The 25,804-nt window shown below is 66.5% G+C and carries 28 protein-coding genes and 3 tRNA genes; 12 read left to right on the plus strand and 19 right to left on the minus strand.

The window, feature by feature from the left end; genetic code table 11:
• Positions 1-61: 61 nt before the first annotated feature.
• Positions 62-2,185 (plus strand): LpqB family beta-propeller domain-containing protein, encoded by a 2,124-nt coding sequence (locus VF651_05105; GenBank protein HEX7965077.1) that lies wholly within the window; start codon positions 62-64, stop codon positions 2,183-2,185.
• A gap of 9 nt (positions 2,186-2,194) precedes the next feature.
• Positions 2,195-3,457, plus strand: a complete 1,263-nt coding sequence (locus VF651_05110; protein ID HEX7965078.1) for a D-amino acid dehydrogenase — start codon at positions 2,195-2,197, stop codon at positions 3,455-3,457.
• Positions 3,458-3,460: 3 nt separating this feature from the next.
• On the opposite strand, the gene VF651_05115 is transcribed toward VF651_05110, so the two are convergent.
• Entirely contained in the window at positions 3,461-4,993 is a 1,533-nt protein-coding gene (locus tag VF651_05115; protein ID HEX7965079.1) for a serine hydrolase, read from the minus strand.
• A 269-nt stretch (positions 4,994-5,262) separates the two neighbouring features.
• Between VF651_05115 and VF651_05120 the strand changes: the two genes are divergently transcribed.
• The 8 genes from VF651_05120 (at position 5,263) to VF651_05155 (ending at position 10,257) form a co-directional block, all read left to right on the plus strand.
• Positions 5,263-6,297, plus strand: coding sequence for an HD domain-containing phosphohydrolase (locus tag VF651_05120; protein ID HEX7965080.1), 1,035 nt, complete (start codon positions 5,263-5,265; stop codon positions 6,295-6,297).
• 168 nt (positions 6,298-6,465) lie between these two features.
• Complete coding sequence (locus tag VF651_05125; GenBank protein ID HEX7965081.1) at positions 6,466-7,689, plus strand: HD-GYP domain-containing protein; 1,224 nt, start codon at positions 6,466-6,468, stop codon at positions 7,687-7,689.
• A 170-nt stretch (positions 7,690-7,859) separates the two neighbouring features.
• Positions 7,860-8,036 carry a DUF1328 domain-containing protein gene (locus VF651_05130; GenBank protein HEX7965082.1) on the plus strand — a complete coding sequence of 59 codons (177 nt, stop codon included), beginning with the start codon at positions 7,860-7,862 and terminating at the stop codon, positions 8,034-8,036.
• 55 nt (positions 8,037-8,091) lie between these two features.
• Positions 8,092-8,427, plus strand: a complete 336-nt coding sequence (locus tag VF651_05135) for a DUF883 family protein (GenBank protein ID HEX7965083.1) — start codon at positions 8,092-8,094, stop codon at positions 8,425-8,427.
• A 2-nt stretch (positions 8,428-8,429) separates the two neighbouring features.
• A complete protein-coding gene (locus tag VF651_05140) occupies positions 8,430-8,831 on the plus strand; it encodes a phage holin family protein (protein ID HEX7965084.1) in 402 nt (133 codons plus the stop codon).
• Positions 8,828-9,154, plus strand: a complete 327-nt coding sequence (locus VF651_05145) for a hypothetical protein (GenBank protein HEX7965085.1) — start codon at positions 8,828-8,830, stop codon at positions 9,152-9,154. Before VF651_05140 ends, VF651_05145 begins: the two co-directional genes overlap by 4 nt.
• Before the next feature lie 179 nt (positions 9,155-9,333).
• On the plus strand, positions 9,334-9,759 hold the full coding sequence (locus tag VF651_05150; protein ID HEX7965086.1) for a BON domain-containing protein: 426 nt from the start codon (positions 9,334-9,336) through the stop codon (positions 9,757-9,759).
• A gap of 144 nt (positions 9,760-9,903) precedes the next feature.
• Positions 9,904-10,257, plus strand: a complete 354-nt coding sequence (locus tag VF651_05155) for a BON domain-containing protein (GenBank protein ID HEX7965087.1) — start codon at positions 9,904-9,906, stop codon at positions 10,255-10,257.
• A gap of 69 nt (positions 10,258-10,326) precedes the next feature.
• On the opposite strand, the gene cfa is transcribed toward VF651_05155, so the two are convergent.
• Entirely contained in the window at positions 10,327-11,481 is a 1,155-nt protein-coding gene (gene cfa / locus VF651_05160) for a cyclopropane fatty acyl phospholipid synthase (GenBank protein HEX7965088.1), read from the minus strand.
• A gap of 619 nt (positions 11,482-12,100) precedes the next feature.
• Here cfa and VF651_05165 point away from each other — a divergent pair.
• Together VF651_05165 and VF651_05170 are read left to right on the plus strand one after the other, a co-directional pair.
• The gene (locus VF651_05165; GenBank protein ID HEX7965089.1) at positions 12,101-12,475 is read left to right on the plus strand and encodes a PilZ domain-containing protein; all 375 of its coding nucleotides are present in this window, start codon (positions 12,101-12,103) and stop codon (positions 12,473-12,475) included.
• Positions 12,476-12,678: 203 nt separating this feature from the next.
• On the plus strand, positions 12,679-14,346 hold the full coding sequence (locus VF651_05170) for a Zn-dependent hydrolase (protein HEX7965090.1): 1,668 nt from the start codon (positions 12,679-12,681) through the stop codon (positions 14,344-14,346).
• Here the strand turns inward: VF651_05170 and ccmI are convergent, their stop codons facing one another.
• The 17 genes from ccmI to uvrY all read right to left on the minus strand — a co-directional run bounded on the left by ccmI (position 14,347) and on the right by uvrY (position 25,716).
• A complete protein-coding gene (ccmI, locus tag VF651_05175; protein HEX7965091.1) occupies positions 14,347-15,516 on the minus strand; it encodes a c-type cytochrome biogenesis protein CcmI in 1,170 nt (389 codons plus the stop codon).
• Positions 15,516-15,920 carry a cytochrome c-type biogenesis protein gene (locus VF651_05180; GenBank protein HEX7965092.1) on the minus strand — a complete coding sequence of 135 codons (405 nt, stop codon included), beginning with the start codon at positions 15,918-15,920 and terminating at the stop codon, positions 15,516-15,518. The genes ccmI and VF651_05180 overlap by 1 nt, the downstream gene beginning before the upstream one ends.
• A complete protein-coding gene (locus VF651_05185; GenBank protein HEX7965093.1) occupies positions 15,917-16,465 on the minus strand; it encodes a DsbE family thiol:disulfide interchange protein in 549 nt (182 codons plus the stop codon). Before VF651_05185 ends, VF651_05180 begins: the two co-directional genes overlap by 4 nt.
• On the minus strand, positions 16,462-18,408 hold the full coding sequence (locus VF651_05190; protein ID HEX7965094.1) for a heme lyase CcmF/NrfE family subunit: 1,947 nt from the start codon (positions 18,406-18,408) through the stop codon (positions 16,462-16,464). Before VF651_05190 ends, VF651_05185 begins: the two co-directional genes overlap by 4 nt.
• 71 nt (positions 18,409-18,479) lie before the next feature.
• Positions 18,480-18,821 (minus strand): c-type cytochrome, encoded by a 342-nt coding sequence (locus VF651_05195; protein ID HEX7965095.1) that lies wholly within the window; start codon positions 18,819-18,821, stop codon positions 18,480-18,482.
• A gap of 33 nt (positions 18,822-18,854) precedes the next feature.
• Positions 18,855-19,313, minus strand: coding sequence for a cytochrome c maturation protein CcmE (gene ccmE, locus VF651_05200; protein ID HEX7965096.1), 459 nt, complete (start codon positions 19,311-19,313; stop codon positions 18,855-18,857).
• Positions 19,310-19,471: a heme exporter protein CcmD gene (gene ccmD, locus VF651_05205; protein ID HEX7965097.1), complete on the minus strand. Its 162-nt coding sequence runs from the start codon at positions 19,469-19,471 to the stop codon at positions 19,310-19,312. The genes ccmE and ccmD overlap by 4 nt, the downstream gene beginning before the upstream one ends.
• Positions 19,468-20,220 (minus strand): heme ABC transporter permease, encoded by a 753-nt coding sequence (locus tag VF651_05210; protein HEX7965098.1) that lies wholly within the window; start codon positions 20,218-20,220, stop codon positions 19,468-19,470. The genes ccmD and VF651_05210 overlap by 4 nt, the downstream gene beginning before the upstream one ends.
• Positions 20,220-20,891: a heme exporter protein CcmB gene (gene ccmB, locus VF651_05215; protein HEX7965099.1), complete on the minus strand. Its 672-nt coding sequence runs from the start codon at positions 20,889-20,891 to the stop codon at positions 20,220-20,222. The genes VF651_05210 and ccmB overlap by 1 nt, the downstream gene beginning before the upstream one ends.
• The gene (gene ccmA / locus VF651_05220; GenBank protein ID HEX7965100.1) at positions 20,888-21,517 is read right to left on the minus strand and encodes a cytochrome c biogenesis heme-transporting ATPase CcmA; all 630 of its coding nucleotides are present in this window, start codon (positions 21,515-21,517) and stop codon (positions 20,888-20,890) included. Before ccmA ends, ccmB begins: the two co-directional genes overlap by 4 nt.
• 7 nt (positions 21,518-21,524) lie before the next feature.
• Positions 21,525-21,608 (minus strand) — tRNA-Leu (locus tag VF651_05225).
• A 32-nt stretch (positions 21,609-21,640) separates the two neighbouring features.
• Positions 21,641-21,714: transfer RNA gene (locus VF651_05230), tRNA-Cys, on the minus strand.
• A gap of 134 nt (positions 21,715-21,848) precedes the next feature.
• Positions 21,849-21,924, minus strand: a tRNA-Gly gene (locus VF651_05235).
• Between the two features lie 56 nt (positions 21,925-21,980).
• On the minus strand, positions 21,981-22,538 hold the full coding sequence (pgsA, locus tag VF651_05240; GenBank protein HEX7965101.1) for a CDP-diacylglycerol--glycerol-3-phosphate 3-phosphatidyltransferase: 558 nt from the start codon (positions 22,536-22,538) through the stop codon (positions 21,981-21,983).
• Positions 22,539-22,547: 9 nt separating this feature from the next.
• Entirely contained in the window at positions 22,548-24,329 is a 1,782-nt protein-coding gene (gene uvrC / locus VF651_05245; GenBank protein HEX7965102.1) for an excinuclease ABC subunit UvrC, read from the minus strand.
• 38 nt (positions 24,330-24,367) lie between these two features.
• Complete coding sequence (locus tag VF651_05250) at positions 24,368-25,009, minus strand: uracil-DNA glycosylase (GenBank protein ID HEX7965103.1); 642 nt, start codon at positions 25,007-25,009, stop codon at positions 24,368-24,370.
• 41 nt (positions 25,010-25,050) lie between these two features.
• Positions 25,051-25,716, minus strand: coding sequence for a UvrY/SirA/GacA family response regulator transcription factor (uvrY, locus tag VF651_05255; protein ID HEX7965104.1), 666 nt, complete (start codon positions 25,714-25,716; stop codon positions 25,051-25,053).
• Positions 25,717-25,804 lie beyond the last annotated feature (88 nt).

Below are 25,804 nucleotides of genomic sequence, written 5' to 3' on the forward strand. Positions count from 1 at the left end.
CGGGCCGGGCGGTGCTAGAGTGCCCGCCTGATCCCGTCCGATGCAGCCACCGGAGGTCCGCATGTCCCGTCTGGTCCTGATCCTGAGCGCTTTCGCCGCGAGCTTCGCGGGCACGGCCGCCCACGCCGCCGATTTCACCCTGCAGCAGGCCCTGAGCTATCCGTTCCCCTCCGAGCTCACCGCCGCCCCCAAGGGCAGCGCCGTGGCCTGGGTGCAGGACATCGAGGGCGCGCGCAACGTGTGGATCGCCGAGAGCCCCGGTGCCGCGCCGCGCCAGCTCACGCATTTCGCCGGCGACGAGGGCATCGAGATCAGCCACCTGGATCTGTCGGCGGATGGCCGCTACCTGGTGTTCGTGCGCGGCGGCGATCACGATGCGAACTGGCCCGAGGCGCTGGAGCCGGAGCCGAGTTCCATGCCGGTGCAACCCACCATGCAGGTATGGAGCGTCGCGCTCAAGACCGGGGAGCTGCAGCTCGTAGGCGACGGCGATGCGCCGGCCATCGCGCCGGACGGCTCGCGCGTGGCTTTCATCCACCTGCCCGAGCGTGCGGTATGGTCGGCGGCCCTCGGCGGCGGCAAGGCCGCGCTGCTCTTGTTCGACCGCGGCAAGGCCTCGGACCTGCAGTGGTCGCCGGACGGCAAGGCGCTGGCCTTCGTGTCCGGGCGCGGCGACCACAGCTTCATAGGCGTGTACCGCAACGGTGAGACGCCCATCGAGTACCTGGCGCCGTCCACCGGCAGCGACTTCATGCCGCGCTGGTCGCCGGACAGCACCCGCATCGCCTACGTGCGCGTCCCGGGCCAGGGCGGAGTGCCCAAGCCGATCCTGAAGCAGGTGCCGGATCCCTGGGCGCTGTGGGTGGGCGAGGTCGCGAGCGGCAAAGCCGCGCGCGCCTGGCAGAGTCCCAACACGCTGCGCGGCTCCTATCCGCAGACCCAGGGCGAGGCGAACCTGCACTGGCTCCCGGGCGACCGCCTGCTGTTCCTCGCCGACATGGATAACTGGCCGCATCTCTATGCGGTGCCGGCCAAGGGCGGCGAGCCGAAGCTGCTCACCCCCGGCAAGTTCATGGTGGAGTACGTGAGCGCGAGCGCCGACGGCAGCCGCGTGGTGTACAGCGCCAACGTCGGCGCCACCGTGGGCGACCAGGACCGCCGCCACCTCTACCTCATCAGCACCGACGGCTCGCCCGAGCGCGTACTCACCGCGGGCGATGAGATCGAGTGGACGCCGGCTTTGAGCGGCGACGGCAAGAGCCTGGGGTTCATCCAGGCCGGTGTGCAGCTGCCGCCGCTGGTGGTGGCTGGCGGCGTGGACAAGAGCGACTGGCATACCCTGAACCGCGACAGCATCCCGGCCGCGTTCCCGGCCCAGGGCTTCGTCACGCCGCGCTCCGTGAGCTTCGAGGCCGCCGACGGCACCGAGCTGCACGGCCAGCTCTATGCCACGGACGATGGCATGCGCAAGCCTGCCATCGTGTTCGTGCACGGCGGGCCGCCGCGCCAGATGCTGCTCGGCTGGCACTACATGAACTACTACGCGAACGCCTACGCGGTGGACCAGTACCTGGCCGCCCACGGCTTCGTGGTATTGGCGCTGAACTACCGCCTCGGCATCGGCTACGGACATGATTTCCACCACCCGGCACACTGGGGACCGACAGGTGCGGCCGAGTACCAGGACGTGTTCGCGGCCGCCAAGTTCCTGATGCGGGACGCGCGGGTGGATGCCAAGCGCATCGGCATCTGGGGCGGTTCCTACGGCGGCTATCTCACCGCCATGGCGCTGGCCAGGAACTCCAACATCTTCAAGGCCGGCGTGGATCTCAACGGCGTACACGACTGGTCCTACGACCTCTCGGACTGGTTCAACGGCGGCAAGCCGCGCTACGAGGAGGGTGACCGCAAGCAGGCCATGAAGGTGGCCTGGCAGTCCTCGCCGGTGGCCGCGGTGAAGGGCTGGCGCTCGCCGGTGCTCCTGATCCAGGGCGACGACGACCGCAACGTCTACTTCAACGAGATGATCGACATGGTGAACCGGCTGCAGGACCAGGGCGTGCACTACGAGGAGCTGGTGATCCCCAACGAGATCCACGGCTTCCTGCGCCGCGCCTCTTGGCGCCGGGCCGACGAGGCCACGGTGGAGTTCTTCCAGCGCGAGCTCAAGCCCCAGGGGAAGTGAGCCGGCGCGATGGCACGCACGGCGCTGGTGATCGGCGGCGGGCTGCTGGGCGTGACCAGCGCCTGGTACCTGGCCGAGCGCGGTTTCAAGGTCACTCTGCTGGAGCGGCGGTCCGGAACGGGTCTCGAGACCAGCTACGCGAACGGCGGGTTGGTGACGCCGAGCCAGTCGGATCCCTGGAACGCGCCGGGCACCTTCGGCCACCTGCTGCGGTGGTTGTGGCGGGAGGACTCGCCGCTGTTGTTGCGTCCGCGCGCGCTGCCCGGCATGTGGCGCTGGGGCCTCAAGTTCCTGCTGGCCTCCCGCGCCGCGCCCTGGTGGGCGGCGACGGAGGCGAACGTGCGCCTCGGGCTCTACAGCGCCAACTGCCTGCGGCAACTGCGCGGACAGCTCGGCTTGCAATACCAGGCCATGAGCGTGGGCACGCTCAAGGTGTTCCGTGACGCGGAGTTCCTGGAGCGGTCCGATACGCTGGCCCGCTCCCTCGCGCCCCTAGGCCTGAGGCATCGCGTCCTGAGTCGCGCCGAGGCAGTGGCGCTGGAACCGATGCTGGAAGCGGCGCCAGGACTCACGGGCGCGATCCACTACTCCGAAGACGAGAGCGGCGATGCTCACGCATTCACTCGCGCAGTGGAACAGCAGGCCCGCGCCGTCGGCGTGGATTTCCTCACGGATACGGCGGTGACGGGCTTCGCATCGCAGGCTGGCAAGGTCACGTCCGTGCGCACGGCACGCGGCGAGTTCCAGGCGGACGCCTATGTGCTCGCCGCCGGCTCTTACACTCCGGCGCTGGCGGCGCCGCTGGGACTCGACCTTCCGATCTATCCCGTGAAGGGTTACTCGGTGACGCTGAACCTGCGCGACCCGAAGCGCCGGCTGGGGATGCCGCTGGTGGACTTCGAGCGCAAGATCGTCGTGACGCCCCTGGGCCAGCGGCTCCGGATCGCAGGCACCGCCGAGTTCACCGGCTTCGACACTTCGCTAAACCCGCGGCGCGGTGCAGCCGTGCTGAAGCATGCCTTGCAACTCCTGCCGGAAGTGGCGGAGCAGCTGGAGGGGGTGGAACATTGGGCAGGTTTGCGGCCCATGAGTTGCGACGGGCCGCCGCTCGTGGGCGCCACCCGCTATCCGAACCTCTACATCAACTCCGGACACGGTCCGCTGGGGCTGACCCTCGCTGCGGGCTCGAGCCGCGCGCTTGCGGACCTCATGGCCGGCCGTGCGCCGGCGCTGGATCTCGCCTGCTATTCGCCCAGCCGCTTCTCGCGCTGAATGCTACTCGCCGCTCCTGGCGGCATCGGCGCGGGTGTAGGTAGCGACACCGGGCATGTCCAGGCTCGCGGGCTTGCCGAATGCGTCCAGCCCGAAGGTGACGTAGCTCTTTCCGAAGTAGGCATAGTCCCATTGCACCTGGAAGGTGTCGTGGTGCCAGTGTTTGAGTTCGCCCGTGAGGCGCTTGCTGGCGCGCAGGCGCAGCCTGCCGTTTTCCAGCGTGACGCGCACGTCGCCGTAGAGCTCGTTGCTGTAGCGCCCGGCGTACTCCGCCAGCGGTAGCGGCGCCGCGCCGGGCTGGCGGGTCTTCTCCAGCGCAGCCTGGGCGGCGCGGTCCGCCGCGTAGGCGGGAGCCACCGCCTTCAGCACCCTCGTGCTCCAGTCCTTGTCCGGCCTCCCGTCGTAGGCATCCACCACGCGCCACACCAGCGCCATGGGCAGCCAGCTCTGGTCCATGTTGCTCAGCACCACTACGCCCAGGTGCCGGGAGGGCACCATGCCGAGCCCCGCGCTCATGCCGTCGATATGCCCGGAGTGCCACACCACCTTGGTGCCGGCATAGTCCTGCAGGAAGAACCCGAGGCCGTAGGCGTAGAAGCGGCTTTCCGGGTTGAGGGCGCTCAGGAACTTCGCCTCGCCGTCCTTGCCGCCGATCAGCATCTGCGGCGTCTCCATCTCCTCCACCGTCTCCGGACTCAGCAGTTGCTTGCCCTCGTACCGTCCGTCCGCCAGCAGCATGCGCAGCCACTCCGACATCTCGCGCACGCTGGAGTTGATGGCCCCGGCGGGATCGATGTTGTCGGTGTTGTCCCAGGCGATGGGCTGCAGGCGCCCGTCGATCTCCGCGTGGGGCGCAGCCACGTCGGCGCCGGGCTTGAAGGCCCGGATGCTGGTGTTGCTGGTGTCCATGTGCAGCGGAGCGAAGAAGCGCGCACGCACGTAGTCGCCCCACGCCGTGCCGGTCAATGCGGGCACCACCTCGCCTGCGGCCATGTAGAGGCTGTTGCTGTAACAGAACTGGGAACGGAAACCGTAGGCGGGCTTCTGGTAGCGCAGGCGCGCGATGATCTCCTCGGAACTGAAGTCGGTGCCGTACCAGACGCCATCCTCGCCGCAGGTGCCGCTGCGATGGCTGAGGAGGTCGCGCAACGTCACCTCACGTGTCACGTAGGGGTCGTACATCTGGAAGCCCGGCATGAGGGAGGCTACCGGATCGTCCCAGTCGAGCTTGCCGGCATCCACCAGAGTGCCGAGCGCTGCGACGGTGAAGGCCTTGGTGTTTGAGCCGATGCCGAACAGCGTGTCGCCATCCACCTTGTCCGGCGCCTCCAGGTTGCGCCGGCCGAAGCCCTGCACCCACACCACCTTGTCGTCCTTCACCACGGCGATGGCGAGGCCCGGCACTTTCCAATCCGCCATGGCGTGCTGGATATAGGTGTCCAAGCCCTTGAGCTCGGGTGGCGGCTCGTCCGCGGCCAGGGCAGCCGGGAGGGACAGCAGGCAGGCGAGGGCGACAAGGATGCGTGCGAGACCCATGCGACGACTCCCTTCGATCTTTAGTTAGAGTGCGAACGTTCGTGTAATCAGCCCAGTGCCGCTGAAGCTACGCGGTTTTTGGGGTATAAACTAGCTCAAGGAAGCATCCGGTGGGGGCACCGGACGTGCTTTGAGGGATCAGAGGGAGCGCCGAGCGGCCGGAAGGGTCGGTCGCCGGTGTGGGACGATGAGTCCGTTTCCAGTTCAGGGAAGATCCACGCCGACCAGCCTCGACGCCGCTGCGCGTGCCGCAACAGTGGGGGAGAGGCATGGCCAAGACCGCATTCAGGCCGGACGACACGACCACCGATATCCGCAATGCGCTCCAGCAGGAGCGCAGGATCAAGTCCGACTTCACCTCCAACATCCGCGACGGCGCCAGGCTCTACGGCCGCGCACGTGCCTGTCTGCAGTGGCTGTTCGAGGACGTGCAGGCCAAGCGCCCACTCGACCTCGACATCGCCAAGGAGGTCGTGCAGGCCATCTTCGACAGCCTGGCCAAGAACCCCAATGTGCTGCTGTGGATCACCAACCTGCAGTTTCCGCAGGAGGCCAATGCCTGCCACAACTTCAACGTGGCGGTGCTGTCCATGGTGTTCGGCCGGCATCGCGGCATGAGCCGCAGTGATGTCATGGCGCTCGGCCTCGGCGGCATGCTGCATGACCTCGGCAAAGCCCACCTGCCGTCTTCCATACTGGAACGACCCTCGCGACTCACGCCGGATGAGATGCAGGTCGTCCGGCGCCATGCGGAGCAGGGCCACGACATGCTCGATGCCGGCCAGCTCACCAAGCCGGTGCTGGACATCGTCCGTTACCACCACGAGCGCGCCGACGGCAGCGGCTACCCCGAAGGCCTGTTCGGAGGCAGCCTGCCGGACCTGCCGCGCATGGTTGCCATCGCCGACGCCTACGACAGCATGACCGGCGGCTACTACCGCCGTCCCATGACGCCTACCGGCGCATTGCGGGTGCTCAAGAACCAGGCCGGCGAGGAGTACGGCGTGGAACTGGTGGAGGAATTCATCCGCTGCCTGGGCACCTACCCCGTGGGCAGCCTGGTGGAGCTGAACTCCGGCTCGGTGGTGATGGTGGTGGGCTCCAACCCCAGCGCGCGGCTCAAGCCCCTGATCATGTTCGTGCGCAACGAGGAAGGGCGGCTGGAGCGTCCCCGCATGCTCAACGACCTGTCCAAGTACTCCGATGAGGAGCTGGCGGAACGCTGGGGCATCCAGCGGCTGGTGGACCCGCTCGATTATGGGATCGACATGTGGCAGGTCATCCTGGAAGAGATCCAGTTCTAGTCCACGACTCGCCATGCCCCGCGGTGCCGCCGGGTGCCGATGGGCGGCCTTGGGCCTGACCGGCCAAATTAGGTAAAATCCCCCCGACCGATATCCCATTCGCCACGGCTCCGGCCCTGGCCGGCTCGGAGCCGGCCTGAGCCCCGCCTGCAGTTCCAAGGACCGACGATGCGCCGCAAGGTAAACGTGTCTGAACTCGTGATCGGCATGTACGTGGCCGAGCTGGACAAGCCCTGGGACAAGAGCTCGTTCCTGTTCCAGGGCTTCGGCATCGAGACCGACGAGGACCTGGCGAAGCTGCGCGAGGAGTGCCAGTTCGTCTACATCGACGAGGTGCAGTCCACGCCGGCCTCCCTCAAGGCGCCTGCGCCGCGCCCGGTCACGGGCGGCGGCGTGAGCACCACCATCACCAGCCGCGGGCCGGCAGACGCGACTCCCTTCAAGCGCGAGATGAAGGAGGTGGTGCAGGCCCAGCAGATGGCCCGTACCAACATCAGCCGGGTACTGGACGAAGCGCGCCTCGGCAAGACGCTGGACACCAAGGAGACCAAGGGCGCCGTCACTCAGATGGTGAGCGCGGTCACCGCCAACCCGAACTCCATGCTCTGGCTTGCGAACCTGCGCCTCAAGCACGAGCGCACCGCCAGCCACTGCCTCAACTCCGCGATCCTGTGCATCGCCTTCGGCAAGCATATCGGCCTCTCCGAGGTGGACCTCAACATACTGGGGCAGGGCGCCATGCTGCATGACATCGGCAAGGTGCGCGTGCCTCCGGCCATCCTCGACAAGGCCGGCGGGCTCACCGAGGCCGAGCAGCAGGTGGTGCGCAAGCATCCCGTCGATGGCGAGGCGGTCCTTAAGCTCACCCGCCAGCTGCCCGACAAGGTGCTGGAGATCGTGCGTCACCACCACGAGCGCATAGACGGCAAGGGCTATCCCGACGGCCTCGCCGGCGACGCGGTACCGCTGGGCGCGCGCATCGTCGGCATGGTGGATACCTACGACAGCCTCACCAGCGAGACCCCATATCACGCGGCACTCACGCCGGCGGATGCACTCGCCGTGCTGCGCACGGAAGGCGCCGATGCCTATGGCAAGGATCTGGTGCAGGAGTTCATCCGCTGTCTCGGCATCTACCCGATCGGCAGCTTGGTGCAGTGCAACAACGGCGCGCTGGCGGTGGTGGTGTCCTCCACGCCGGCCTCACGCCTCAAGCCCGTGATCATGGTGGTGCGCGACGAGCGCGGCAAGGAGACGCGGCCGCGCATGCTGCTCAGCCTCGCCACGATGGATGCCAGCCTGGTGACGCGGTGGGGCCTCAAGGGCAACGTGGATCCCAAGGCGCACAACGTGGACCTCTCCGCCATCATCGCGGAAGAGACCGGCACCTGATCGTCCCGGCGGCAACCCGCCGCCGGCATGCACGAGCATCGGGTGATCACCCGATGCCTCCGACCTGAAACACCGCGCTCCAGACGGCTCTGTGCACGGCAGCACAGAAACAGCCGGCAGCACCCTGTAGTTTCGCTTTCGAGCACACAAGAAATACAGGAGTGCCGCACATGCTTTACTGGACTGGAGTGTTCCTCGTAATCGCCATCATCGCCGCCATCTTCGGTTTCGGCGGGATCGCCTCGGGCGCGGTGGGCGTCGCGAAGGTGTTGTTCTTCATCTTCGTCGTGTTGTTCCTGCTGTCCCTCGTGTTCGGCATCTCGCGCCGTGGCCGGCCCAAGATCTGACGGCCGGATCCGGCGGACAGGCATCATCAACCATGCAAACGACAGGAGAAATGAGATGAGTGCTAACAACGGCCTGATACCGCAGGCGAGCAAGGAGAAGCTGCTTGCCGACTTCGAGGCCCTCATCGCGGACACGGAAGAGCTGCTGGGTGCCACAGCGAACCAGGGCGGCGAGAGGCTGGCGGCGCTGCGCAACAAGATGACCAACCGCCTGGAGGAGGCCAAGACCCGCATCACCGATGCGGAGCAGCGGGTGATGGAACGCACGCGCGCTGCTGCCAAGGCCACCGATACCTACGTGCAGGAGAACCCCTGGCAATCGGCGTTCATCGCCGGCGGCGTAGGCTTCGTGCTCGGCTTCCTGCTGACCCGGGGTTCGTCGTCGAGATGACGATGGAAGCGGGGCAGCTGGGAGTAGGCGCTGCGGCGCCGCGGCCAGGCGTGCTGGCCTCGGCCAAGACCTTCCTCGCGACCCTCGTCGCGATCGTCGGCACGCGCCTGGAGATTCTCGCCACCGAGCTGGAGGAGGAGCGGCTGCGTCTGGGCTCGATCGTGGCTTGGGCCGCCTGCACCTTGCTATTCGCTGCATTGGCACTGATCTTCCTGTCGTTGCTGGTGGTCGTGGTGTTCTGGGACGACCACCGCGTGGCGGCACTGGTGTGTGTCTCGCTCGCGTACCTGCTGCTCGGCGGCGTGTCGGCCACCCAGCTCTACAAGCGGCTGATGCGCCGCTCGCCGCTGTTCGCCGCCACCCTGGATGAACTGCGCAAGGACCAGGTGGGGCTGCAGCCGTGAAATCCCCGCGGGATGGCCGGCTGGCGGCCCTGCGGCGCCGGCGAGCGATGCTGGTGGACCGTGCCGCGGACGAGCGGGCCACCTTGGCGGCGGCGCGGGAACGGCTGGAACATCCCCTCCACTGGTTCGACGTCGGTATGGACCTCGCGGGTTCCTTGCGTACCGGCCCCAAGGTCATGGGCATCCCCGCCTTCGCTGGCATGCTGGCACTAAGCTCCCGCTTGCCGCGGTTGAGGACTTGGCTCGCGCGCGGTCTGATGGTCTACCAGGTCGGGCGTTTCCTGCACTCACATCTCGGCCAGAGGACGCAGGCGCTGCACTGAGCGGCGGTGAGGCGTGGGACTCAGGTGATCACCTGACGATATGTCCCGCGTCCTTGTGAGTTACTGCACGGAAATTATCTTCCCGCACGCACATGATGTCCCATAGGTACCCGGACACCGTGTACCCGCCCACCCGCCGATGAACCTGAAATAACGGATAAAGCTGCAAGGAGCACATGATGAAAACCCTGATCAAGATCACCACCGCCACGGCCGCCGCTGCGATGCTGGCCGCCGCCATCGGCTGCGCGGACCATGCCACCCGCGACAACGCCGGCTACGGCGCCACGGACCAGTCGACGACTTCCTCTGACCAGTCAGTCGCGTCCACCGGTACTTCCGACCAGTCGTCGGCCACCAGCACGAACAGTGCGGTGGTGGACGATGTGACCCTCACCAACAACGTGCAGGCCACCCTGGCGAACACCCCGGGCGTGAAAGCCAACCAGATCACCGTGCAGTCCAGTGACGGCGTGGTGACGCTGCGCGGCGACGTGGACAGCCAGGATGCCGCCAACGCGGCCGTACAGGCCGCCCAGGGCGTGAACGGCGTGTCTTCGGTGCAGAACCAGCTCAACGTCTCCGGCTCCCAGCCTCCGCGCTGACTTCCGTCACCGCCGGGAGCCTACGCTTCCGGCGGTGACTGTCCGGACGGGCGGGGGACGTGTGTACCCTGCTGCGGCCCGGCACGACTCATCCCAAACCTATAAGGAGCATCTTCAATGAAGCCCATAAGAACGTTTTCCGTCATGTTGGTAGCCTCGACCATGCTGCTCAGCCTTGCGGGCTGCGCCACCGACCATGAGGACATGAACCGCCGCGTCACCACCACGACCACCACCACGACCACCGGTCCCAACGCCACGGCCCAGGCCGGCGACGTGGATGACCTCACCCTCGCCAACAACGTGCGCGCCACGCTCGCGAGCACGCCTGGCGTGGACTCCCACTACATCAACGTGGATGCCGACGAAGGCGTGGTGACCCTGAGTGGCGACGTGCCGAGCTCTGCCATGGCCACCGCGGCGATCTCCGCGACCCAGAGCGTGGCCGGCGTGCGATCGGTCCACAGCGATCTCAACATCAACAACCCGCCGCGCTAATACGCAGCTAGACATGAAAGAGGCCGCCGCCGGTGATGCCGGCGGCGGCCTCATGCTTTTCGAGGATCCTCAGCGGGGCGCCACGTAGCCGCCTGCGACACCATGGGGCGACAGCACGACCTGCCAGAGCTGGTTCTTGCGGGCCCGGAACGAGGCGGCGCAGGAGCTGAGGTAGAACATCCACATGCGGCGGAAGGTCTCGTCGAAGCGCTCCTGCAGGATGCCCCAACTGCGCAGGAAGTTCTCGCGCCAGGCGAGGAGGGTGCGATCGTAGTGCACGCCGAAGTTGTGCCAGTCTTCCATCACGAACAGGCCCTCGGTGGCCTCGCCGATCTGGCGGATGGAAGGCAGCATGCCGTTCGGGAAGATGTACTTGGCGATCCAGGGGTCGGTCTCATGCACGCTGAGGTTGCTGCCGATGCTGTGAAGCAGGAACAGGCCGTCGTCCGTCAGGCAACGCCGCGCCACTTCCATGTAGGTGCGGTAGTTCTTGTAGCCCACATGCTCGAACATGCCGATCGAGAACACACGGTCGAAGCGCTCGTCCAGCTCGCGGTAGTCCATGAGCCGGAACTCCAGCGGCAAGCCGCGACAGAGCGCGCGCGCATAGACCGCCTGCTCCTGGGACACCGTGACGCCGACGCCGCTGATGCCGTAGCGTTCGGCTGCCAGCCGCAGGGCTTCGCCCCAGCCGCAGCCGATGTCCAGCACCCGCATGCCGGGTTCAAGGCCGAGCTTGCGGAACACGAGCTCGAGCTTGGCCTCCTGGGCTGCATCCAAGTCGCGGGCCTCGGCCCAATAGCCGCAGCTGTACACCAGGCGCCGGCCCAGCATGCGCCGGTACAGCTCCGTATCCAGGTCGTAATGGCGCCGGCCCACCTCGAAGGCCCTCGATCGGCTCTGCTGGTTAAAGAGCCGTGCCCGCAGTGCGGCCAGCTTGAGGTCCCAGGTGGGATGGTCATCGAGCCTGGCCATGAGCAGCCGGTAGACCATCCCGTCCAGGTCTTCAGAGTCCCACCAGCCCTCCATGTAGGACTCGCCCATGCCCACGGAACCATGGGCCAAGACCCGCTGGTAGAAGCCGGAGTGGTGGACCTGGATGTCCCAGGGGTTGGGGCCGTCTATCTCGACGCCGACACCGGCCAGCAGCTTCTCGAATTCCCTCCGGTAAAGGGATCCCTGGGCATTGCCCGCGTGGCCGCGAGCACCGATCTGCATGTCCATTGCGCGAGACATCCTCGTGGGAAGAGTGACGATGGCTCACGATTGACCATTCCTGGGCTGGATGCTCGGTGCTCGGTCACAGATTGCCAGGGAGGGGTGACCGGATGGACGAGATGGGAATCAGATTGAGGGCGCTTTAGCCGCCTAAAGCACCTCCTGGACGTATCCCTATAATGCGCATAATGTATATTATGTAAGATTAATGAGGTATGGAGATGGGCAAGCGGCGGCTATGCGGGCGACACGCTGCCCTGTTCCACACATTGCAAGTTGATTAGAGAAATGAAACTCATCTGTTTGATATTTAATACTATTTATAACTCGCCACCGCTACCGTGACCCAAACAGAGTGATTAGGATTACTGATGAGATGGCGGGGAACTGCCCTGCTCCTGATTTGGCCTGAGAGCAGTGGAGGCGGGTGTGGACATACCGAAGCGAGGGCCTCTGCAAGTCGTCCTATAAAGCTTTAGGGAGCCGGCGCTTAGATGCGAAAGCTGAGCGAGTTTGGATGTGCATGTCAGACCGGCCTGGCGCATTCCTGCTCACACTGTGCGGAGCGGAGCCAAGCCTCTACAATGGGCGCCCGCATCGACGCGGCACGGTCCTCGGGCGACTGATGTCAGAAGAAAAACGCACCTTCGACCGCATCGAGACCGAACACTCGATCCGCATCCTCTGCGAGGACGGCAGCAGCTTCCCGGCCATCGCCGCCAACATCTCCCTGACAGGGCTCCAGATCCTCTGCGACCAGCCCACCATGGACCGGATCAGCCCCCATGGCCTGGAGACCAAGGCCGCCCATGACGTGCCCATTCGGGTCCGGGTTACGGTCCCGGACATGCCCGAGAACCAGTCCAAGCTGGGCCTGTTCGGCCGGGTGGTCTCGGTCCGGGCAGGGGGCCAGGATGAGTTCCGGATCGGTGTCCAATTCACGGATTTCGAGCCGGGCAGCTACAACGCCCTCGAGCATTATCTCGACACGCATCTATAGAAAAGCGTAGCTTCCACAAACAGGTCCGGGAGGCTCCTTCAGGGGGAGCAAGCCCGGCACGGATGAGGGGGCCGGACGCCGTCGCGTTCCGGCTGTCATCGGATTGCCCGTCCCCGCGTCCCATCCCAAGGTTTCCCCTGCGGAGCATGACGATGACGACTGCCGGCAAGCGGACTGCACTCTTCCTCCTGGTGGCCACGGCGATGGCCAGCTGCGGCAAGGCCCCTGCCCCCGCCCCGGCGGCCGTGACCACGGCGGCGCCCGCCGCCAAGCCGGCGCCCTCCTACGCCGCCCAACACCTGGACGACTACGCGCGCGTGCAGCTCACCGCAGACCTCTCCGGCTTCGATGCCCAGCAGAAGCAGATGCTGCTCAAGCTCATCGAGGCGGGCGACGTGATGGACCGCATCTTCTGGCAGCAGACCTATGGCGACAAGGACACGCTGCTGGCCGGCATCAAGGATCCGGCCACCCGCACCCTGGTCGAGTACAACTACGGCCCCTGGGACCGCCTCAATGGCGATCATCCTTTCGTCGCCGGCGTCGGCAAGAAGCCGCTGGGCGCGAACTTCTATCCAGCGGACATGACCGAGGAGGAGTTCAAGCAGGCCAAGTTGCCGGGCAAGGACGGTCTCTACACGCTGCTGCGGCGCGATGCCAAGGGCGGGCTCATGGTGGTGCCGTACCACGAAGCCTACAAGGATGACCTGGCGCATGCCTCGGACCTCCTCAACCAGGCCTCAGCGCTCTCCTCAAATCCCGGCCTGCGCAAGTACCTCTCGCTGCGCGCCCAGTCGCTGCGCACCGACCAGTACCAGGAGAGCGACTTCGCCTGGCTGGACATGAAAGACAACGCGGTGGACACCATCATCGGGCCCATCGAGACCTACCAGGACGCCCTGTTCGGCTACAAGACCTCCTATGAGTGCTTCGTGCTGCTGAAGGACACGGAATGGTCCGCCAAGCTCGCGCGCTTCACCGCCCTGCTGCCGCAACTGCAGAAGGACCTGCCGGTGCCACCGAAGTACAAGCAGGAGAAGCCCGGCAGCGATTCCGACCTCGGCGCCTACAACGCGATCTATTACGCGGGCGATGCCAACACCGGCGCCAAGACCATTGCCGACAACCTGCCGAACGACGAGGAAGTGCAGCTCAAGAAGGGCACGCGCCGCCTGCAGATGGAGAACGTGATCCATGCCAAGTTCGACAAGATCATGGTGCCGATCGCCAAGGAGCTGATCGTGCCGGAGCAGCTCAACCATGTGACCTTCGAGGCATTCTTCCAGAACACCATGTTCCACGAGGTGGCGCACGGCATCGGCATCAAGAACACCGTCAACAAGAAGGGCACGGTGCGCCTGGCGCTCAAGGACTACGCCGGAAGCTTCGAGGAAGGCAAGGCCGACGTGCTGGGCCTCTACCTCGTGGAATGGCTTGCTGACCACGGCGAGCTGGACAAGGCCAAGCTCGAGGACAACTACGTGACCTTCCTGGCCGGCATCCTGCGCTCGGTGCGCTTCGGCGCCAGCGACGCCCACGGCAAGGCGAACATGGTGCGCTTCAACTTCTTCAGCCAGATGGGCGCGTTCAGCCGCGACCCGGCGAGCGGCCGCTACAAGGTGGACCCGGAGAAGATGCACGCGGCGGTTAAGGCGCTCGCCGCCAAACTCCTCACGATCCAGGGCGACGGCGACTACGCCGCCGCCAAGAAGCTGACTGATGAGCAGGGCGTGATCCAGCCGGAACTGCAGGCGGACCTGGATAGGCTATCCAAGGCCAACATCCCCGTGGATGTCGTGTTCGAACAGGGGCCAGCGGTACTAGGCCTCAGCGAGAATGCGGCACCGGCTCCAGCGACAGCCGGCCACTGATTACCTCACGACCGTATCAATGACAATGGCGAGCGGCTCATCGCTCGCCTTCTTCCATTCGCCCTGCCCCATCAAGTCGCCGGCATGGGGTTCGGCGGTGCCGGTCTTCGAGACTCGCGCGCTCACGACCACGTCTCCGTAGGCCGAGAGCACGCGGCCGGGCATGACCGAGTCCTGATCGCTCAGGCTGATGTCCGCCGGCAGTTCCGAGAGCTTAAGGCGCCGCGCCGCCAGCGGCGGGCCGCCCGCCTGCCCTTTCGGCCGCGCATACACGAACACCGCGGCATCGGGCGAAAGCTTCGCCGCCAGCGCCGCGGCAAGGCTCAGGCGTAGCCGGATGCCCGTGGCGGCTGCCGTCGTGGGCGTGCCGCCCGCTTCGGTGATCATGCGCGAGATGTAGGCGCGGTAGTCCGCGGGTGGATCCTGGGCCAGGATGCCGTTCCAGCGCTTCACCGCCAGCGCCTTGTCGCCCCGCTGCTCGGCGGCGAGACCGCCGTACCAGAGCGCCTGCACGTTGGCGGGCTGCAAGGTGAGCACCTTCTCGAAGAGCGGCGCTGCCTTGTCCATGAACAGGTCCGGCTCTGCGAGGGTCACCGCTTCCGCATACGCCGCCAGGACCTCAGGGTCGGCATCGCGGGTGAGCTCGCGCGCATGCGAGAAGGCCTGCAACGCATCGCCGTAGCGGCCCATGATCATGTACGAATGGCCGAGCATCTCCCAGCCCTTGAGGTCGTCTTTGCCTTCCGGTGTCTGCAACCGCGTGGCCAGGTCCGCCACCATCTGCAGCACCGCTTCGCGGGACGCCACGTCCACGCCTTCGGCCCCTACGCGCCAATTGCCATAGAACCAGTAGAGAGAACCCGCCAGCGCCAATAGGCCCGCGAAGATGATGCCCGCGGTGACCCGCCGCGGCTGGACGCCGCGCGAAGCGGGTTCATCCGCGCCGGCGGCAGCCAGGTCCGCTTCCAGGTCGCGCTGCGCGGCCGCGTGATCTTCCGTCGAGAGGCGGCCGGTTTCCAGGTCCTGCTCGAGTTCGGCGATACGTGCTGCATGCACCTCGCGGTTCGCTGCGGCGGCGCCTGCCATGGGCTTCACGCCTGCCCGCCACAGCGGCAGTGCCAGCGCGAGGCCGGCGGCGAGGATCATGGCTCCGGCGACGGCGAAGAACATCACGACGAACCTTCCTCCGCACTGGCGCGGCGGCGCACTACCCGCGCCACGACGGTGAGCGCCAGCAACAGCAGGATGAAAGGGCCTGCCCACAAGAGCGCAGTGCTGCCCCGCACCGGCGGCTTGTAGAGCACGAAGTTGCCGTAGCGGCTCACCATGTACTGCCGGATCTCGGCCTCGGATCTGCCCGCTTCCACCATCCCATGGATCTGGCGCCGGAAGTCCGCCGCTAATTCCGCGTTGGAATCCGCCACGGTCTCGTCCTGGCACACCAGGCAGCGGAACTCGTGGGTGAGCTGCTCGTAGCGCGCCTGCAGCGCGGGATCGGCGAAGGGAGGCTCGCTGTCGATGGCGAGGGCCAAGCCCGCGTACAGAAGTGCGAGGATGGCGAACGCAGCCCTCACGGCTCCGCCTGCAGCTGCTTGAGCATGGGGACGAGCCGCGTCTCGATGATCTCAGGCGTGATCGGGCCGATGTACTTGTCTCGGATCATGCCGTGCTTGTCCACCAGGAAGCTCTCGGGCGCACCGTACACGCCCCAGTCGATGGCCACGTCGCCGCTGGCATCGAACAATACTGCGGTGTAGGGGTCGCCGTCCTTCTCCAGCATGGCCAAGGCCGCCTGGGGGTCGTCGTGGTAATCCAAGCCGTAGATCGGCAGCAGCTTGCGCGCCGCCAGCTCCACCAGCACCGGATGTTCCTCGTGGCAGGCCACGCACCAGGCGCCCCATACGTTGAGCAGCGTCACCTGGCCCTGGAACAGGCCCTGGTCGAGCCGCTTGTCCGGTTGCTTGAGTTCCGGCAAGGAGAAGGCCGGGGCCGGCTTGCCGATGAGGGGGGATTCCACCTTGCTGGGATCCAGGAACAGGCCCCGGGCGAACAGGCCGATGAGGAACAGGAGCACCAGTCCCGGCAGGATGAAGGGCGTGTATTGGGCGAGCTTTTTCATGCGTACTCTGCGCGTGCGGGGGTCTCGCGCGTGCGGCGGTAACGGCGGTCGCTGGCGGCGAGGATGCCCCCGAGCATCATCAACAGGCCGCCCAACCAGATGAAACGCACCAGGGGCTTGTACTGGATGCGCACGCTCCAGGTACCCTGGTCCAGGGGATTGCCCAACGCTATATAGAAGTCGCGGAACAATCCCGGCTCGATGGCCGCCTCGGTGGTCTCGGTGGTGGTGAAGGCGCGTTTCTCGGGACGCATCTCCGCCACCGCACGGCCTTTGTGGCTCACCCGGAAGATGCCCTGGCGGGCTTCATAGTTAGGCCCGGTCTCGGGATGCACGCCTTCGAAGCTGAAGTCGTAGCCCGCGACGCTTGCAGTCTCACCCGGACGCATCACCCGGTCCTGCTCGATGCCCAGCAGGCTGGTGACGCTGATGCCCAGCACCAACGCCGCAGCACCCAGGTGCGCCACACACATGCCGAGGGTCGCACGGGACAGGGTCGCGTGACGGCCCTGCCGGCGGCGGCGCAAGTACGCGAGCGGCTCGATGAACGCGCTGCCGCCGATCCACACCGCCAGCAGCGCTCCTGCCCCCAGCATCAACGCGCCTTCCCCATGCATGAAGACGAGCGAGACGACGCCGGCCAGGAGCGCGGCGATGCCGGCGATGCGCAGGGTCCGGGCCGTGGCAGCGGGATCACCATGTTTCCAGCGTACGTAGGGGCCGATGCCGAGCAGGATCAGGAACGGCAGCATCACCGGCACGAACACTGCGTCGAAGTACGGCGGACCCACCGAGAGCTGGCCCAGGCCGAAGGCATCCATGAATAGCGGGTAGAGCGTGCCTAGCAGCACCGAGGCGGCCGCCACCACCAGGAAGATGTTGTTGAGCAGTAGCAGCGTCTCGCGGGAGAAGGCCTCGAAGCCGCCGCCGCGCGCGAGCGTCGGCGCACGCCAGGCATAGAGCGTCAGTGCCGCGCCCACGAACACTCCGATCATGGCCAGGATGAAGATGCCGCGCTTGGGGTCGCTGGCGAAGGAATGCACCGAGATCAGCACGCCGGAGCGGACCAGGAAAGTGCCGAGCAGGCTGAGGGAGAACGCGGCGATGGCGAGCAGCGCGGTCCAGTTCTTGAACGCCCCGCGTTTCTCCGTCACCGCCAGGGAGTGCACCAACGCGGTACCCACCAGCCAGGGCATGAAGGAGGCATTCTCGACGGGGTCCCAGAACCACCAGCCGCCCCAGCCGAGCTCATAGTAGGACCACCAGCTGCCGAGGGTTATGCCGAAGGTGAGGAACAGCCAGGCGATGAGCGTCCATGGCCGCGACCAGCGCGCCCACACGGGATCCATGCGGCCACCCAGCAAGGCTGCCACCGCGAATGCGAAAGCCACCGAGAACCCCACGTAGCCCATGTAGAGCATCGGCGGGTGGATGGCCATGGCCGGGTCCTGCAGGATGGGGTTGAGGTCCCGCCCCTGCTCCGCCGCCGGCAGTAGGCGCGTAAAGGGATCTGAGGTTGTGAGCATGAACAGGCAGAAGCCCAGGGTGACGAGGCCCATCACGCCGAGCACGCGGCCCGCGAACTCCTGGGGCAGGTGCCGGCTGAAGCGCGCCACCGCCAGGGTCCACAGTGCCAGCACAGTTACCCACAGGAGCAGCGAGCCCTCGTGGGCGCCCCACACCGCGGTGATGCGGTAGGGCCAGGGCAGCGCCACGTTGGAGTTCTCCGCCACGTACGCGACGGAGAAGTCGCTCGTGAGGAAGCTGTAGACCAGCGCCGCGAACGCGCCCAGCACGAATGATGCCTGGGCCACCGCCGCCGGCCGGACAACGGCGAGCCACACGCCGTCACGGCGCTGGGCGCCGGCGAGGCCGAACCAAGCCTGGGCCGCAGCAAGGCCGAGCGCAAGGATCAGGGCGAGGTGGCCGAGTTCGGGGATCATCGGAGATCTTTCAATGGAACAGCGGCGGCCATTCTAACCCGGCCGCCGCCGTCTTCTCTCGATGAGCGTTCTTACTTGTGCTTCTGGAGGTCGCCGCGGATGTAGTCCACCACAGCCTGCAGGTCCGCATCCGAGAGCGTGCCTTTCCAGGCGGGCATCGGCATCTGCAGCTCCTTGAAGTGCTTGTCCGCGCCGCTGCGGCCGTCGCGCACCGTGGCGAGCACGTCATCGCGCTTGCCCGACAGGAACTTGTCCCCCTTGAGCGCCGGTGCGAGTCCCGTGGTGCCCTGCCCTTCGCTGCCATGGCAGCTCGCACAGTTCGCCTTGAACACCGCTTCGCCGCCGTTGGCATGGGCCACGGTCACCTGGAACAGGGCCGCGAGCATCAGGGCACCGGCCATCGATCCTTGCATGCGCATATCGTCTTCCTCCTCACTTGTCTGACTTCAGGGTTTGCTCTCGTCCTCGGCTGCGGCCTGCTGCTTCGCCTTGCGGATCGCGGCAGCCACCTCCGGCGGCATGTACTTCTCGTCGTGCTTGGCCAGCACCTCGTCGGCGGTGAAACGGCCATCGGCGCCGAGGCTGCCGTGCACCACGATGCCCTGTCCCTCGCGGAACAGGTCCGGCAGGATGCCAGTGTAGGTGATGGGCACCGATTTCTGCATGTCAGTGAGGGCGAAGTGCACGGTCATGGTGCCAGACTCGCGCTGCACGCTGCCCATGGCCACGAGACCGCCCATGCGGAACGGCCGGCCGGCGGTGGCTGCGCCCGCGGCCACCTGGGTGGGCGTGTAGTAATAGAGGATGTTCTTGCGGAAGGCCGTGAGCCCGAACGCGACGGCGGTGCCGATGCCCAGCAGCAGCACGATCACGATGACGAGGCGGCGGCGGCGCGCGGGCGTCATGCGGCCCCCTTGCGGCGGCGGATGCCGTCCTTGACGCGCTTCAGGCGCCGGCCCGGTGCGAGCAGGTTCAACAGCACCACCGCTGCGGCGAGGGCGTAGGCCGGCCACACGTAGGCGGCGTAGCCACCCATGGTGAGGAACTCATGGAAGGAGCTCATGCGACCTCCGCCGCCCAGGCGGCGCCGCGCTCGCGTTCCAGCACTTCCGCCTGCACGCTGCGGGCGAGGCAGGCGGCGAACAGCAGGGTGAAGCCGAAGATCATGCAGAGCAGCGGCCACAGCATGCCGGGCGCGATGTCGGATCCCCGGCCCACGAACACCGTAGCGCCCTGGTGCAACGAGTTCCACCACACCACCGAGTAATGGATGATCGGCAGGTTCACAACACCGACCAGCGCCAGCACCGCCGCCGCGCGGTCGCCGCTGCGCGAGTCCTCGTAAGCGCGCTGCAGCGCGATGAACCCGAAGTACAGGAACAACAGGATCAATTCCGACGTGAGCCGCGCATCCCAGACCCAGTACGTGCCCCACATGGGCTTGCCCCAGAGCGCGCCGGTGACGAGCGCGAGGAAGGTGAAGGAGGCGCCGAGCGGGGCAGCGGCGGCGGCCACCGCATGGGCGAGCTTCATGCGCCAGACCAGTCCCACCGCCGAGGCGACGGCCAGGATGGCGTAACCCATCATAGACAGATAGGCGCTCGGCACGTGGATATAGATGATGCGGAAGCCGTCGCCCTGCTGGTAATCCGGTGGCGAGCTCCACAGCCCACCATAGAGTCCCGCCGCGATCAGCACTGCCGCGGGCCAGGCGAACCACGGTATGAGAAAGCCTGCCACGCGGTACAGGTAGGGTGGCGAAGCGAAACGGTGGAACCAGGCCCAGCCGTATTTGTTATTCAGCGCGGCCATCAGGACTCCAGGCTGACGCGCACCGCCGCGGCGATGGCGAAAGGTATCAGGGTGAGGCCGAGCGCCAGCAGCGCGGCCATGAGGTACAGCGCGCCTGCGGGGTCCTCACCATGTGCCGCCTGCGCCGCCGCCTGGGCGCCGAAGATCAGCACGGGTACCGCGAGCGGCAGCACCAGGATCGGCAGCAACATGCCGCTCTGGCGCAGGCCCACGGTGAGAGCGGCACCCACGGCACCCAGCAGGCTCAAGATAGAGGTGCCGAGCAGGAGACTCAAGACCAGCGTGCCCATCGCCTGCACGGGATAGTCGAGCATGAGACCCAGCAGCGGCGCGAGGATCACCAGCGGCAGTCCCGTGGTGAGCCAATGTGTCGCGACCCGCGCCAGCGCCGTGAGCTCGAGGGGCAGCGGCGCGAGCGCGAGCTGTTCGAGGCTGCCGTCCTCGAAGTCCCCTTTGAGCAGGCTCTCCTGTCCGATCAGACCCGCCAAGAGCGCCGCCGTCCATAGCACCCCAGGGGCGATGCTGCGCAGGAGCTCCGGCTGGGGCGAGAGCCCAAGCGGGAACAGTATCGTGACCAGGATGAAGAACATGGCCGGCGTCAGCACCTCGCCGCGCCGCCGGTAGGCGAGCTTGAGGTCCCGGACCAGGAGCGCGCTGACTGCGCGGCTCATGCGGCGGCCCTAAGTTCGAGGCGTTGCAGCGGCACGCCTTCCGGCGCGAGGGGCTGGTGGGTGGCGATGATGGCCATGCCACCCTGCCGGGCATGCCCGGCCAGCAGGCCGGTCACCAGGGCGGCGCCGTCCACATCCAGGCCGGTCAGGGGCTCGTCCAGGATCCAGATCCGGGTGCGTGCTCCCAGCAAACGGGCTAAGGCTGCGCGACGGCGCTGGCCCATGGACAGCTGAATCACCGGACGCCCCTGAGCCTCTTCCGGAAGGCCAAGACGGCTCAGGGCTTCCTGTGCTCCAATTTCTGAAGGATTACTTTTAATCGATTGATAAAAAACATAATTTTCTATCGAAGAAAGGTGGGATTTGAGCCCATTATGATGGCCAAGATAGGCCAAGCTACTCCGGTATTCCTCACTTCGCTGGATCGGTGTGCCGTTCCAGATCACCGTCCCCTCGTCAAGGCGTCCTACCCCCGCCACCGCCCGCATGAGGCTGGTCTTGCCGGAGCCATTTGGGCCGGCGAACTGCATGAGGGAACCGTCCGCGAGGCTGAAGGAGATGCCACGGCACAGGCAGCGCTCGCCGCGCCAGAGGCCGAGGTCTTGGGCTGCGAGCTCTTGGTTCATGGAGGTGTGCCCGGGGCCGGACTCGAACCGGCATGACCTTTCAGTCGAGGGATTTTAAGTCCCTTGCGTCTACCAATTCCGCCACCCAGGCAAAAGGGGCGCCAAGGGTACTGAGTGATTATTTGGAGGCTAGGGTCGGAATTGAACCGGCGTACACGGCTTTGCAGGCCGCTGCATGACCACTCTGCCACCTAGCCGTCTGGAACCTGAAAACCCCGGAAATCTACCACATAGAAGGGGTAATTTCAGGGTCTTGCGCTGAACATGAAGCCCTCGCCGGGGCTCCAACAAGCAAAAACCCCGGCGTGGCGGCCGAGGTTCTTGGTGGATCTGGAGCGGGAAACGAGGCTCGAACTCGCGACCTCAACCTTGGCAAGGTTGCGCTCTACCAACTGAGCTATTCCCGCATAAGGGCGACTATTCTAGGGCCCCCGGCGGGGGTGTCAAGGCGCAGGGGCGGGTTTCAGGCCCGTTTCAGCTCCGGCCAGGCTGCCAGCAGGTACATGCACATGGACCAGAGGGTGAGGCCCGCCGCCAGCACCAGCATGGCCACGCCAGCGCCGTACACGTCGAACTGCCCCAACGGGTTGCGGAACAGCATGAAGCCGATGGCCAGCATCTGCATGGTGGTCTTGACCTTGCCGACGAAGGACACCGCCACGTGCTTGGCCCGCCCCATCTCCGCCATCCACTCCCGGAGCGCCGAGATGGTGATCTCGCGGCCGACGATGATGATGACCGCCAGCGTCATCCACGTGGTGGTCTCGCGGGAGAGCAGCAACAGCAGCGAGGTGGCCACGATCAGCTTGTCCGCCACCGGATCCAGGAAGCGGCCGAAAGCGGAGCTCTCGTTGAAGCGCCGCGCGATGTAGCCGTCGAACCAGTCCGTCACGCCTGCCAGCGCGAAGATCGCGCAGCTCGCGAGGGGCGACCAGGTCCGCTCCATCATGAACACCGCCACCAGCACCGGGATGAGCGCGATGCGCAGCAACGTCAGCAGGTTCGCCCAGGTGAGTATCACGCCGTCTCCCTACTCTTCCGCGTGGAACAGTCCGTAGATGCGCTTGGCCAGCTCGCGGCTGATGCCGGGCACGCTGGCCAGGTCCTCGATGCCGGCGCGGGTCACGCCCTGCAGGCCGCCGAAGTGCTTGAGCAAGGCCTGCCGGCGCTTCGGCCCCAGCCCCCCGATCTCCTCCAGCGGCGAGGTGTTGCGCGCCTTGGCGCGCCGCTGCCGGTGACCGGTGATGGCGAAACGATGCGCCTCGTCACGGATCTGCTGGATGAGGTGCAAAGCCGGTGAGTCCGGAGGGAGTATAAGCGGGGCCTCCCGGCCGGACAAGAAAAGCTGCTCGAAGCCGGGCTTGCGGGTCGGGCCCTTGGCGATGGACGCCAGGAACACCCCCTCCACCTGCAGTTCCTCCAGCACCTTCTCCGCCTCGTGCAGCTGGCCCTTGCCACCGTCGATGAACAGCACATCCGGCACCAGGCCCTCGCCCTTCTTGAGGCGGGTGTAGCGGCGCGTCAGGGCCTGGCGCATGGCGCCGTAGTCGTCTCCGCCCTCCACGCCCTCGATGTTGAAGCGCCGGTAGTCGGACTTGCGTGCACCCTCGGTGTCGAACACCACGCAGGAGGTGACGGTCCCCTCGCCCATGGTGTGGCTGACGTCGAAGCACTCCAGGCGGGTCGGCATCTGCTCCAGCTCGAGCGCCTCCTGCAGCGCTTCGAAGCGCCGGCGCATGCCGGCGTCCATGGCCAGGCGCAGCGACAGCGCCTGCTCTGCGTTGACCCGCGCCATCTCCACCTGGCGGCGGCGCTCGCCACGCACGCTGTCGCGGATCTCCACGGAGTGGCCCGATTGACCCGTGAGAGCCTCGGCGACGACTTCCGCATCCTCGATGGGTTCGGCCACCACTATCACCGCCGGGATGTCGCGGCCCAGGTAGTACTGGGGCAGGAAAGCATCCAGCACGGCGGCGGTGCTCTCCTCGCCACTGACGCGGGGGTGGAAGACCTGGTTGCCGAGCTGGCGCCCGGAGCGCACGAACATCACGGTCACCGCAGCCACGCCGGCGCGCGCGGCGGCGGCCACCACGTCATAGTCGCCGCCCTCGCCGGAGATGTGCTGGTGCTCCGCGGTGCGGCGCAGGCTCGCGATCTGGTCGCGATAGCGGGCGGCGAGCTCGAACTCGGTGCGGGCCGAGGCCTGCTCCATGCGCTCGACCATCGCTTCCACCACCTCACCGGTCTTGCCCTGCAGGAACATCACCGCATTCTCGGTGTCCCGGGCGTAGTCCTCCTGGGACACGAGACCCACGCAGGGGGCCGAACAGCGCTTGATCTGGTACTGCAGGCAGGGCCGGCTGCGGTTGCGGAAGAAGCCGTCGTTGCACTGGCGCAGCAAGAACAGCTTCTGCAGCAGCACCACGGTCTCGCGGGCGGAGTAAGCGCTGGGATACGGTCCGAAGTAGCGCCCGCCCTCCCTGCGCCGGCCGCGGTACAGCATCAGCCGGGGAAACGGATGCGAATCGTCGAGCCGGATGTAGGGGTAGGTCTTGTCGTCCCGCAGCACCACGTTGTAGCGCGGCCGGTGCTGCTTGATGAGGTTGTTCTCCAGCAGCAGGGCCTCGGTCTCGGTGTGGGTTACCGTGACCTGCACATCCGTGATCTGGTTGCGCATCACCAGGGTCTTGGGATTCGACTCGCTGGCGCGGAAGTAACTGGCCAGGCGCTTCTTGAGGTTGCGCGCCTTGCCGACATAGAGGATCTCACCGCCGCCTCCGTACATGCGGTACACGCCCGGCGCGCCAGTCATCGACTCCAGGAAGCGGGCGCTGTCGAAGGTCGGCGTGCTCACGGCACGAGCTTGCGGGCCCGTGCCACCACCTTGTGGAACATGGCGGTGGTGAGGCGGCCGGTCTGGGTGTTGTAGCGGCTGCAGTGGTAGGAATCCAGAAGGATGCGGCCGCCCGGCAGCGCGTACTCGGCTCCGTGCTTGAACTTAAACTGCGACTGCTTCAGCTCGTAGACCCGCAGCACCGCCTCATGGGCGACGCGGCCCAGGGCCAGGATCACCGTGCCCTCCGCGGTGTGGTGCAGATCCGCGATGAGGTAGCGGTTGCAGTTGCGGATCTCCTCCGGCTTGGGCTTGTTGGCCGGCGGCACGCATTTCACCGCGTTGTTGACCCGGCAATCCTTGAGCTTCAGGCCGTCATCCGGCGAGGCGCCTTCGGGCTGGTTGGCGAAGCCATACTTGTGCAGGGTCGAATAGAGAAGGATGCCGGCGTAATCGCCGGTGAAGGGCCGCCCGGTGCGGTTGGCCCCATGCATCCCCGGCGCGAGCCCTACCACCACGAGGCCTGCCTTCGGGTCGCCGAAGGGCGGCACAGGGTGGGCGTAATAGCCGGGATGTTCCTTGCGCACGTCCTTGAGGAACCCAGCCAGGCGCGGGCAGATCGTGCAGTGCTTATTGAATATGGTGTCTGATTTCTTCATGCACGGGACCCCGGCGGGTCCCATGAGTATGCGGTGCAGGCTCAGCCCGCGCCAGTACCGCCCCCGGTCTTCTCCTCGATCATGCCGTAGCGCAGAGCCAGGCGCGTGAGTTCGACGTCGTTGGAGACGCCCAGCTTCTCGAAGAGTCGCGAGCGGTAGGTGCTCACGGTCTTGGGACTGAGGTGCAGCTTGTCGGAGATGTCCTGCACCGAGTGGCCGCCGGTGGCCATGATCATGACCTGCATCTCGCGGGCCGAGAGCTGGTCGAAAGGCGAGCCGCCTGCGGTGCGGTTCACCGCCTGGAGCGCCAGCTGGCGCGCGATCTCGGCCGAGATATAGCGCTCGCCGGCATGCACGCGGCGGATGGCGGTGACGATCTCGTCCTCCGCGGAATCCTTGGTGATGTAGCCGGAGGCACCCGCCTCCATCAGCTTCATGGGGAAGGGCTCGGCGGTCTGGGCCGAGAGCACGATGATGCGGGTCTCGGGCAGGCTCATGGCGAGCTTGCGGGTGGCCTCGAGGCCGCCGATACCGGGCATGGACACGTCCATGAGGATGACCTGGGGCTTGAGGGCGCGGGCGCGCTCTACCGCCTCCTCCCCCGAGGAAGCCTCACCGAGGACGCGGATGTCCGTAGTCTGATCCAGGATGAGCTTGATGCCCGTCCGGATCAGCTTGTGATCGTCCACCAACAGGACGCCGATCATCCTTACCCCTTGTGCCGCCTCAGCGGCAGTTCATCCGCACAGCTTAATCCAAACACTCCCTTGGGACATCCTGTCCCCGCATCCCATG

The sequence above is a fragment of the Gammaproteobacteria bacterium genome, assembly GCA_036383255.1.
Lineage (GTDB): Bacteria > Pseudomonadota > Gammaproteobacteria > Natronospirales > REEB76 > DASUBN01.

Excerpts from the sequence above, each read along its gene's own strand:
- VF651_05105 (HEX7965077.1), top strand. The coding sequence starts at position 62 with ATGTCCCGTCTGGTCCTGATCCTGAGCGCTTTCGCCGCGAGCTTCGCG.
- VF651_05110 (HEX7965078.1), top strand. The coding sequence starts at position 2,195 with ATGGCACGCACGGCGCTGGTGATCGGCGGCGGGCTGCTGGGCGTGACC.
- VF651_05115 (HEX7965079.1), bottom strand. The coding sequence starts at position 4,993 with ATGGGTCTCGCACGCATCCTTGTCGCCCTCGCCTGCCTGCTGTCCCTC.
- VF651_05120 (HEX7965080.1), top strand. The coding sequence starts at position 5,263 with ATGGCCAAGACCGCATTCAGGCCGGACGACACGACCACCGATATCCGC.
- VF651_05125 (HEX7965081.1), top strand. The coding sequence starts at position 6,466 with ATGCGCCGCAAGGTAAACGTGTCTGAACTCGTGATCGGCATGTACGTG.
- VF651_05130 (HEX7965082.1), top strand. The coding sequence starts at position 7,860 with ATGCTTTACTGGACTGGAGTGTTCCTCGTAATCGCCATCATCGCCGCC.
- VF651_05135 (HEX7965083.1), top strand. The coding sequence starts at position 8,092 with ATGAGTGCTAACAACGGCCTGATACCGCAGGCGAGCAAGGAGAAGCTG.
- VF651_05140 (HEX7965084.1), top strand. The coding sequence starts at position 8,430 with ATGGAAGCGGGGCAGCTGGGAGTAGGCGCTGCGGCGCCGCGGCCAGGC.
- VF651_05150 (HEX7965086.1), top strand. The coding sequence starts at position 9,334 with ATGAAAACCCTGATCAAGATCACCACCGCCACGGCCGCCGCTGCGATG.
- VF651_05155 (HEX7965087.1), top strand. The coding sequence starts at position 9,904 with ATGTTGGTAGCCTCGACCATGCTGCTCAGCCTTGCGGGCTGCGCCACC.
- cfa (HEX7965088.1), bottom strand. The coding sequence starts at position 11,481 with ATGGACATGCAGATCGGTGCTCGCGGCCACGCGGGCAATGCCCAGGGA.
- VF651_05165 (HEX7965089.1), top strand. The coding sequence starts at position 12,101 with ATGTCAGAAGAAAAACGCACCTTCGACCGCATCGAGACCGAACACTCG.
- VF651_05170 (HEX7965090.1), top strand. The coding sequence starts at position 12,679 with ATGGCCAGCTGCGGCAAGGCCCCTGCCCCCGCCCCGGCGGCCGTGACC.
- ccmI (HEX7965091.1), bottom strand. The coding sequence starts at position 15,516 with ATGTTCTTCGCCGTCGCCGGAGCCATGATCCTCGCCGCCGGCCTCGCG.
- VF651_05185 (HEX7965093.1), bottom strand. The coding sequence starts at position 16,465 with ATGAAAAAGCTCGCCCAATACACGCCCTTCATCCTGCCGGGACTGGTG.
- VF651_05190 (HEX7965094.1), bottom strand. The coding sequence starts at position 18,408 with ATGATCCCCGAACTCGGCCACCTCGCCCTGATCCTTGCGCTCGGCCTT.
- VF651_05195 (HEX7965095.1), bottom strand. The coding sequence starts at position 18,821 with ATGCAAGGATCGATGGCCGGTGCCCTGATGCTCGCGGCCCTGTTCCAG.
- ccmE (HEX7965096.1), bottom strand. The coding sequence starts at position 19,313 with ATGACGCCCGCGCGCCGCCGCCGCCTCGTCATCGTGATCGTGCTGCTG.
- ccmD (HEX7965097.1), bottom strand. The coding sequence starts at position 19,471 with ATGAGCTCCTTCCATGAGTTCCTCACCATGGGTGGCTACGCCGCCTAC.
- VF651_05210 (HEX7965098.1), bottom strand. The coding sequence starts at position 20,220 with ATGGCCGCGCTGAATAACAAATACGGCTGGGCCTGGTTCCACCGTTTC.
- ccmB (HEX7965099.1), bottom strand. The coding sequence starts at position 20,891 with ATGAGCCGCGCAGTCAGCGCGCTCCTGGTCCGGGACCTCAAGCTCGCC.
- ccmA (HEX7965100.1), bottom strand. The coding sequence starts at position 21,517 with ATGAACCAAGAGCTCGCAGCCCAAGACCTCGGCCTCTGGCGCGGCGAG.
- uvrC (HEX7965102.1), bottom strand. The coding sequence starts at position 24,329 with ATGACTGGCGCGCCGGGCGTGTACCGCATGTACGGAGGCGGCGGTGAG.
- VF651_05250 (HEX7965103.1), bottom strand. The coding sequence starts at position 25,009 with ATGAAGAAATCAGACACCATATTCAATAAGCACTGCACGATCTGCCCG.
- uvrY (HEX7965104.1), bottom strand. The coding sequence starts at position 25,716 with ATGATCGGCGTCCTGTTGGTGGACGATCACAAGCTGATCCGGACGGGC.